The 7,829-nt window shown below is 35.9% G+C and carries 9 protein-coding genes and 3 tRNA genes; all 12 read left to right on the forward strand.

Annotated features, from left to right (window positions below):
* Positions 1 to 14: 14 nt before the first annotated feature.
* The 12 genes from alr (at position 15) to BHU61_RS10555 (ending at position 7,655) form a co-directional block, all read left to right on the forward strand.
* Positions 15 to 1,160: an alanine racemase gene (gene alr / locus BHU61_RS10505; protein WP_111716736.1), complete on the forward strand. Its 1,146-nt coding sequence runs from the start codon at positions 15 to 17 to the stop codon at positions 1,158 to 1,160.
* Positions 1,161 to 1,222: 62 nt separating this feature from the next.
* Complete coding sequence (locus BHU61_RS13475; protein WP_170122538.1) at positions 1,223 to 1,369, forward strand: hypothetical protein; 147 nt, start codon at positions 1,223 to 1,225, stop codon at positions 1,367 to 1,369.
* Positions 1,370 to 1,732, forward strand: a complete 363-nt coding sequence (locus BHU61_RS10510) for a type II toxin-antitoxin system PemK/MazF family toxin (protein WP_096078043.1) — start codon at positions 1,370 to 1,372, stop codon at positions 1,730 to 1,732.
* 58 nt (positions 1,733 to 1,790) lie between these two features.
* Positions 1,791 to 2,789 (forward strand): SpoIIE family protein phosphatase, encoded by a 999-nt coding sequence (locus tag BHU61_RS10515; protein ID WP_372486733.1) that lies wholly within the window; start codon positions 1,791 to 1,793, stop codon positions 2,787 to 2,789.
* Between the two features lie 89 nt (positions 2,790 to 2,878).
* Positions 2,879 to 3,205 (forward strand): anti-sigma factor antagonist, encoded by a 327-nt coding sequence (locus BHU61_RS10520; RefSeq protein ID WP_111716740.1) that lies wholly within the window; start codon positions 2,879 to 2,881, stop codon positions 3,203 to 3,205.
* A gap of 1 nt (position 3,206) precedes the next feature.
* Positions 3,207 to 3,647, forward strand: coding sequence for an anti-sigma B factor RsbW (rsbW, locus tag BHU61_RS10525; RefSeq protein WP_111716742.1), 441 nt, complete (start codon positions 3,207 to 3,209; stop codon positions 3,645 to 3,647).
* Positions 3,648 to 3,657: 10 nt separating this feature from the next.
* On the forward strand, positions 3,658 to 4,425 hold the full coding sequence (gene sigB / locus BHU61_RS10530) for an RNA polymerase sigma factor SigB (RefSeq protein ID WP_099581373.1): 768 nt from the start codon (positions 3,658 to 3,660) through the stop codon (positions 4,423 to 4,425).
* 80 nt (positions 4,426 to 4,505) lie between these two features.
* Positions 4,506 to 6,656 carry a Tex family protein gene (locus tag BHU61_RS10535; protein ID WP_111716744.1) on the forward strand — a complete coding sequence of 717 codons (2,151 nt, stop codon included), beginning with the start codon at positions 4,506 to 4,508 and terminating at the stop codon, positions 6,654 to 6,656.
* Positions 6,646 to 7,095: a SprT family protein gene (locus tag BHU61_RS10540; protein ID WP_111716746.1), complete on the forward strand. Its 450-nt coding sequence runs from the start codon at positions 6,646 to 6,648 to the stop codon at positions 7,093 to 7,095. Before BHU61_RS10535 ends, BHU61_RS10540 begins: the two co-directional genes overlap by 11 nt.
* A 168-nt stretch (positions 7,096 to 7,263) precedes the next feature.
* Positions 7,264 to 7,335: transfer RNA gene (locus BHU61_RS10545), tRNA-Glu, on the forward strand.
* A 137-nt stretch (positions 7,336 to 7,472) separates the two neighbouring features.
* A tRNA-Leu gene (locus BHU61_RS10550) sits at positions 7,473 to 7,555 on the forward strand.
* Between the two features lie 26 nt (positions 7,556 to 7,581).
* Positions 7,582 to 7,655: transfer RNA gene (locus tag BHU61_RS10555), tRNA-Gly, on the forward strand.
* Positions 7,656 to 7,829 lie beyond the last annotated feature (174 nt).

The following is a 7,829-nucleotide window of genomic DNA, read 5'->3' on the forward strand; positions in this document are numbered from 1 at the left end:
ATGGGGTGAGAGAGATGAGTGACAGGATATATAGACCGAGTTTCGTCAATGTTGATCTTGATGCGATCAATGAAAACTTTAAAGCTGTAGGTAGATTACATCCTAATAAGACAGTTATCGCAGTAGTTAAAGCAAATGGATATGGGCTAGGGTCAGTACAAATTGCGACACACCTTTATAATCAAGGTGCTGAATTTTTTGCGGTTGCAACGCTTGATGAAGCAATCGAATTAAGAATGCACGGTATTAAAGCTAAAATTTTAGTGTTAGGTATTATTGAACCAAAAGATATACATAAAGCAAGTCAACATAGATTAGCGTTAACTGTGCCAGGATTATCCTGGTTAGAAGAGGCACTTCGGTTACTGGACGAAGACGACAAACCATTCTGGGTTCATTTAAAGGTGGATACTGGAATGGGTCGCATTGGCATGCGTGATAAGCAGGAATATCAACAAGTTGTTGATCTTGTTCAAGCGCACGATAAAACAATCTTTGAAGGTGTATATACGCATTTTAGTTGTGGGGACGAAGATAATGACAGTGCGTCAGTTGCATACAATAAATTTATAGATATCGTTCATTCAAACGAACTGCCATCATATATTCATTGTCAAAATAGTGCAGCCGCTTTACGTTTTGATGCTTCAGCATGTACAGCTTTACGCTTAGGTATTAGCTTATATGGGTACTATCCTTCTGAGTATATTCAGAGTATTTCTAAACTTAAATTAAAGCCGGCGATGCAGCTTGTTTCAACAGTGAATTTCGTTAAAGATATACAGCCTGGTGATACTGTTAGTTATGGTGCGACGTATACTGCTGAACATGAAGAAACGGTTGCGACATTCCCATTAGGTTATGCGGATGGCTTAAATCGAAAGTTGCAAGGTTATAAAATTAATCTTGCAGGAACTGATGCTGAAATTATCGGGCGTATATGTATGGATCAGTTTATCGCACGTGTACCTAAAGGAACACCTGTTGGCACACAAGCGATTATTATCGATCATCATACGGATAGCAAGCAATCTATTGAACAGGTGGCAGCGCAACTCGGGACGATTAGTTATGAAGTATTGACAAGTTTAAGTAGAAGATTACCGAAATTTTATAATACTGACGGTTCGGTCGAAAAATATAATGAATTATTAAAATAAAAATGGTACGGCCACAAATTTTTTGATAAAATTATGTTAATCGTGTAACTGGAGGAGAAAAGATGAGTAAACTACAAGAACAACAGTTGATTGAAGGTTATCAATCAATGGCTGAAATTAACCTGTTAATTGCTTCAGAACATTATCTCCTTGAATGTGAAGTGTATGATAATGTGGATCATATGTCAGTACAAACTGATGGTGAATAAATGAAACGCGGCGATGTTTATTTAGCTGATTTGTCACCTGTTAAAGGTTCAGAGCAAGGCGGTAAACGACCTGTAGTAATCATTCAAAATGATATAGGAAATAAATATAGTCCGACGGTTATAGTTGCAGCAATTACTGCAAAAATCAATAAATCAAAAATCCCAACCCACGTAGAGATTGGTAAGACCAATCATCATCTAGATAAAGATTCTGTGATTTTATTAGAACAAATAAGAACAATTGATAAAAATCGACTTATTGAAAAGTTGACTTACCTGCCAAAAGAGAAGATGGAGGAAGTTGATGCAGCACTAGCAATTAGTCTTAATTTATCTATTGATGACTCGGAGACTTTAGGCTAACATAAGTTATCTTAAAGTCTCTTTTAAGGTTTATAGGGAGGAAAGTTGGATGCGTCAAATTGACAAGATTGTTGAACGATATACTCAAATTCTTAAACAATATATCGAGCATAAAGAAGAAACAGCATTAGAAGATGTTCAGACATTGAGCTTTGAAGCGATCGAACTTGATATCTCGCCTGAAGAAATCGTGATACTTCATAAAGATATCGTCGTTGAATCCGGTTATAACGCGATTGAACAGCATTATGCGATGGACGTACTAACAGAGATGATTATCGGGTTTGGATTTTCATATCGAGATTATAAAGCGCTCGTTAGAGTGATGGAAGCGCATGATAAAGAAATGGATTTAGCGGCGAGCTTACAAACGACGATGTTAAAAACGCAAATTCCACATCTTAATAATGTTCAGATTGGTGCTATTAGTGTGCCTGCACATCGCGTAAATGGGGATTATTTTAACTTAATCGATCATAAAGATGGTACGATGAGCTTTGCTGTTGCTGATGTCATCGGGAAAGGAATTCCGGCAGCACTTGCGATGAGTATGATCAAGTTCGGTATGGACTCATATGGACACAGTCAGTTGCCAAGTGATGGATTAAAGCGATTAAATCGCGTAGTCGAAAAGAATGTAAACCAAAACATGTTCGTTACAATGTTCTACGGTTTATATGAAGAAATTAACAATAAATTCTATTATGCATCTGCTGGACATGAGCCGGGGTACGTTTATCGTAAAAAAAGTGATTCTTTTGAAGAACTGGATGCACGTGGTTTAGTACTTGGTGTACATCCATCAACGCGATATGATCAGGAAGAGCTGGAGCTGGAGATTGGTGATATGGTCATTGTCTATACGGATGGTGTATCTGAAATACGTCATCTGAATGGTGATTTTATCACGACTAAAGAACTCTTAGGTTTCATTTATCAATACAAAGATTTACATCCGCAAGATATCGTTCAAGTCGTCTATGAACAACTGATTGCGATAGGTGATCCTAAAAAAAGAGATGATTTAACGATATTAATTATAAAAAGAACAAAATAATATGTTTATATCCTCAAGTTGGGGGTATTCATATTTATACTATAATATTTTAAGTATTTATAAATTTTATGATTTTAAGGAGAATATTCATGAACTTAACTATCGATACGATTGAACAAGAAGGTTTTTATCAGATTAATGTCGCAGGAGAGTTAGATGTTGCAACTGTGCCACAATTACAAGAAGTATTAGTCCCTATCAGAAGTGCAGGAACACATGATATTCATTTACATATTGATGAAGTTACATATATGGATAGTACTGGCTTAGGCTTATTTGTCGGTACATTAAAAGAACTCAATAAAAACAATAAAGAGTTATATGTATTAGGTGTAAATAGTCGTATAGAGCGATTATTTGATATTACAGGATTAAAAGATCTTATGCATGTTAACCAGCCGGTGGAGGGAGAATAATATGGAAAAAACATATGATTATGTCGAAATGAGATTTCCTGCAGCCGCTGAGTACGTGGGCTTAGTACGATTAACATTATCAGGTATCTTAAATAGAGCTGGTGCTTCATACGATGATATCGAAGACACTAAGATTGCTGTCAGTGAAGCAGTTACCAATGCAGTGAAACATGCCTACAAAGGTGATGTTAAAGGTGATGTATTAGTTGGATATGTCATTTTTGAAGACAAAGTAGAAGTAATCGTTTCTGATTCTGGTACAAGCTTTGATTATGAACGTGCTAAATCAGAATTAGGACCTTATCAGGAAAATGAAAATATCGATTTTATTCGTGAAGGTGGATTAGGGTTATTCTTAATCGAATCATTAATGGATGAAGTAAACGTTAAGAAAGATAGCGGTGTTACAATTAGTATGACAAAGTATATTGCGGGGGAGTAGGTGTAACTTCATGACCAGTTCTAATTATAATGATGTTACTCCAGAAGAGATAAATGCTTGGATAAAGCTTTATCAAGATACTAAAGATGAAATGGCTCAAAACGAACTTGTTATGCATTATAAGAAGTTAGTTGAATCATTAGCATATCGCTATTCAAAAGGTCAAAGTCATCATGAAGACTTAGTACAGGTTGGTATGGTCGGCTTACTTGGTGCCATTAACCGATTTGATGTAAGTTTTGACCGTAAATTTGAAGCGTTTTTAGTGCCGACAGTCATTGGAGAAATCAAACGATATTTAAGAGATAAAACGTGGAGTGTGCACGTACCGAGACGTATCAAAGAAATCGGGCCAAAGATAAAGAAAGCGACAGATGAGTTAACAAATGAACTCGGCCGTTCTCCTAAAATTAAAGAAATTGCTGATTATATTGAAGCATCTGAAGAAGAAGTACTGGAAGCGATGGAGATGGGTCAAAGTTATAATGCACTGAGTGTCGATCATTCTATCGAAGCTGATAAAGATGGCTCAACAGTGACATTACTTGATGTAATGGGTGATACTGAAGAAGGTTATGAATTAACTGAAAAGCGTATGATTTTAGAAAAAGTATTGCCGATTTTGTCTGATCGTGAAAAAGAAATTATTCAATGCACATTTATAGAAGGTTTAAGCCAAAAAGAAACAGGCGAGAAAATCGGATTAAGTCAAATGCATGTTTCAAGGTTACAACGTACAGCGATTAAAAAGTTACGCGATGCTGTTCAAAAAAGTTAAATTATAACTGCTGAAAACAAGCGACTGTTTTCAGCAGTTTTTCTATTGTGGTAAAATATACGTATCTTAAGGAGGCAGCTATGCAAAAACATATTATTGATTTAATTATTGAAAAATTACCATTTAAAAAAGAACAGATTGAATCTGTATTGAACCTTTTAGAAGAAAAGAATACAGTGCCATTTATCGCACGTTACCGTAAAGAAGTAACAGGTGGATTAGATGAAGTTGAAATTAAAGATATTGAAACTGAATATCGCTATATGGAAACACTACAGAAAAGAAAAGATGATGTTATCCGAACAATTGAAGCACAAGGTTTGCTTACAGATGAATTACGTCAGGAAATCATGGAGCAGGTGAAGCTTCAACGTGTAGAAGACTTATATCGTCCGTTTAAACAAAAGAAGAAGACACGTGCTACAGAAGCGAAGCGTAAAGGTCTTGAGCCTTTGGCACAGATGATCCTTTCTTTTGAAGGGAAAGATATTGTAAGTGAGGCACGAAACTTTATAAATGAAGAGGTTGAAGATGTTGAAGCTGCAATCAATGGTGCGATTGATATTATTGCTGAAATTATTTCAGATGAGCCGAAGTATCGAGAATACATATTAAAGTTTGTAGAGACAAATGGTCTGATTGTAACTACTAAGAAGAAAAAAGCCGAAGATGAAAAAGCAGTATTTGAAATGTATTATGACTACTCAGAAAAAGTGAATAAGATTGTACCGCATCGTACACTCGCGATTAACCGTGGTGAAAAAGAAGGTGTACTAAAAGTAGGTGTAAATGTCGACGATACACGTATAAAAACATATATCCGCAAACAGATGGTAAAAAAAGAAGTCGATTCAAATCAATATATTGAGCTGGCAATTGAAGAAGCATTAAAGCGTTTAATATTACCATCTATTGAACGTGAAATTCGTAATGAACTAACTGAAAAAGCTGAAACACAGGCAATTGATATTTTCTCTGTTAACTTGGAGAATCTTTTATTACAAGCACCACTTAAAGGTAAAGTCATTCTTGGTCTAGATCCAGCTTACAGAACGGGATGTAAATTAGCAGTAATCAATGCGTTTGGTACATTTGTTGAAAAAGCAGTTATCTATCCACATCCGCCAGTAAGTAAAGTAGCAGAATCAAAGAAGAAGCTGCTTGAGTTAATTTCAAAGAACAATGTTGAATTAATCGCGATAGGTAACGGTACTGCAAGTCGTGAATCAGAACAATTTGTTGCAGCACTTATTAAAGAAAATAATTTAGATGTAAAATATATTATCGTGAATGAAGCGGGAGCATCAGTTTATTCTGCCAGTGATCTAGCACGTAAAGAGTTTCCTGATTTTCAGGTAGAAGAGAGAAGTGCGGTTTCAATCGGTCGCCGTGTACAGGATCCGTTATCAGAACTTGTGAAAATTGATCCAAAATCTATCGGTGTAGGCCAATACCAGCATGACGTTAACCAAAAAGCGTTAAATGAAGCTTTATCATTTGTTGTAGAAACTGCAGTGAATAAAGTTGGAGTCAATGTAAATACAGCATCAGCTCCGTTATTACAGTATGTTTCAGGATTATCTTCTACAGTCGCTGAGAATATCATTAAACATCGTGAAGAGAATGGACCTATTAAACATAATAAAGAAATTGCTAAGATTCCGAGGCTCGGTAAAAAGACGTTTGAACAAAGTATCGGATTTATGCGAATACCTGATGGTAGTGAACCGTTAGATAATACAGGTATACACCCTGAAAGTTATGATGCGACATATGCGTTAATCGAATCGATTGGTATGACAATTGATGATTTAGGTACCGATGCATTAAAAGAAAAACTGAATCAACTGAATCTGGAACAAACATCAGATAAACTTTCTATCGGTGTACCGACTTTAGAAGATATCATTGCAGCACTTATTGCACCTGGAAGAGATCCACGTGAAGATTTTGAAACACCGTTACTTAAGTCGGATGTTCTATCAATAGAAGATTTACGTAAAGGGATGAAATTATCAGGTACTGTACGTAACGTAGTAGACTTTGGTGCATTTGTAGATATTGGCGTGAAACAGGATGGTTTAGTGCACATTTCAAAATTATCAAATAAATTTGTTAAGCATCCTACAGATGTAGTGTCAGTCGGAGATATTGTCGATGTGTGGATTGAAGATATCTTTGAAGATAAAGGTAAAGTTGCATTAACAATGAAGGATCCAAATGCAAAATAGTGATTTACAGCAGCTAGTTGAACGTATCTCCATTGAATATTTTGATAAACCTTTTGAGCATCTTGCGACATTTAACAATCGCTTACGCACTACTGGTGGCAGATATTTATTGAACAGTCATAATATAGAGATTAATCCGAAGCAATATATTACTTTCGGCGAGAATGCGGTTGTTGATATTATTAAACATGAGCTCGTGCATTATCACTTACATCTAGCAGGGAAAGGATATAAACATCGCGATAAAGACTTTAAAAATCTATCTGAAAAAGTTGGAGCGCCTAGATTTTGTGAGATGATTCCTTCTGTCAAAGGTTATAAATACACATATGCATGTAAAAAATGCGGACAGACTTACTTAAGAAAACGTAAAGTGAATACAGGGAAGTATAAATGTTCGAAGTGTTTGGGAGAAATCTCAATAACAAAAGTATGGTAAAGCGCAGCGTACCCATGGGTGCGCTGTTTTCATTTGTGTATTTTAGTGTCATTTATAATGCTTTTTTAAAGGATTGATAGGAAAGTTTACAATTCGAGAAGTTTTTTTATAAAAACTGTTGACTTTATTTCTGAATCATTATAAGATTAATTTCGTTGTTAAAAACACGGCCCCTTGGTCAAGCGGTTAAGACACCGCCCTTTCACGGCGGTAACACGGGTTCGAATCCCGTAGGGGTCACTTTTAATAAATTAACAATCTTAATAAAAGATTTAAGAAATTAAAAAAACTTTTAAAAAGTTGTTGACTTATTAATCAAAACATTATATACTTAATCTTGTCGTTAAAAGAGATAACGAGTGAGAACATGCCAACGCGCGATCGTGGCGGAACGGCAGACGCGCTAGGTTGAGGGCCTAGTTGGAGTATTCCAGTGGAGGTTCAAATCCTCTCGGTCGCACTTTACTTTTAACACATAATAATAATGCGGGTGTAGTTTAGTGGTAAAACCTCAGCCTTCCAAGCTGATGTTGTCGGTTCGATTCCGATCACCCGCTCCATAAATTTTTAAAACATGAACATTGAAAACTGAATGACAATATGTCAACGTTAATTCCAATAATTTGAGTGAACTTAGTTCACTCCCAAGAGTGATTGCCATAAGCAATCAAAGAGCATTATCAAACAAACTATTATGGAGAGTTTGATCCTGGCTCAGGATGAACGCTGGCGGC

The organism is Macrococcus epidermidis (genome assembly GCF_003259695.1).
In the GTDB taxonomy this organism is placed as follows: Bacteria; Bacillota; Bacilli; order Staphylococcales; family Staphylococcaceae; genus Macrococcoides; species Macrococcoides epidermidis.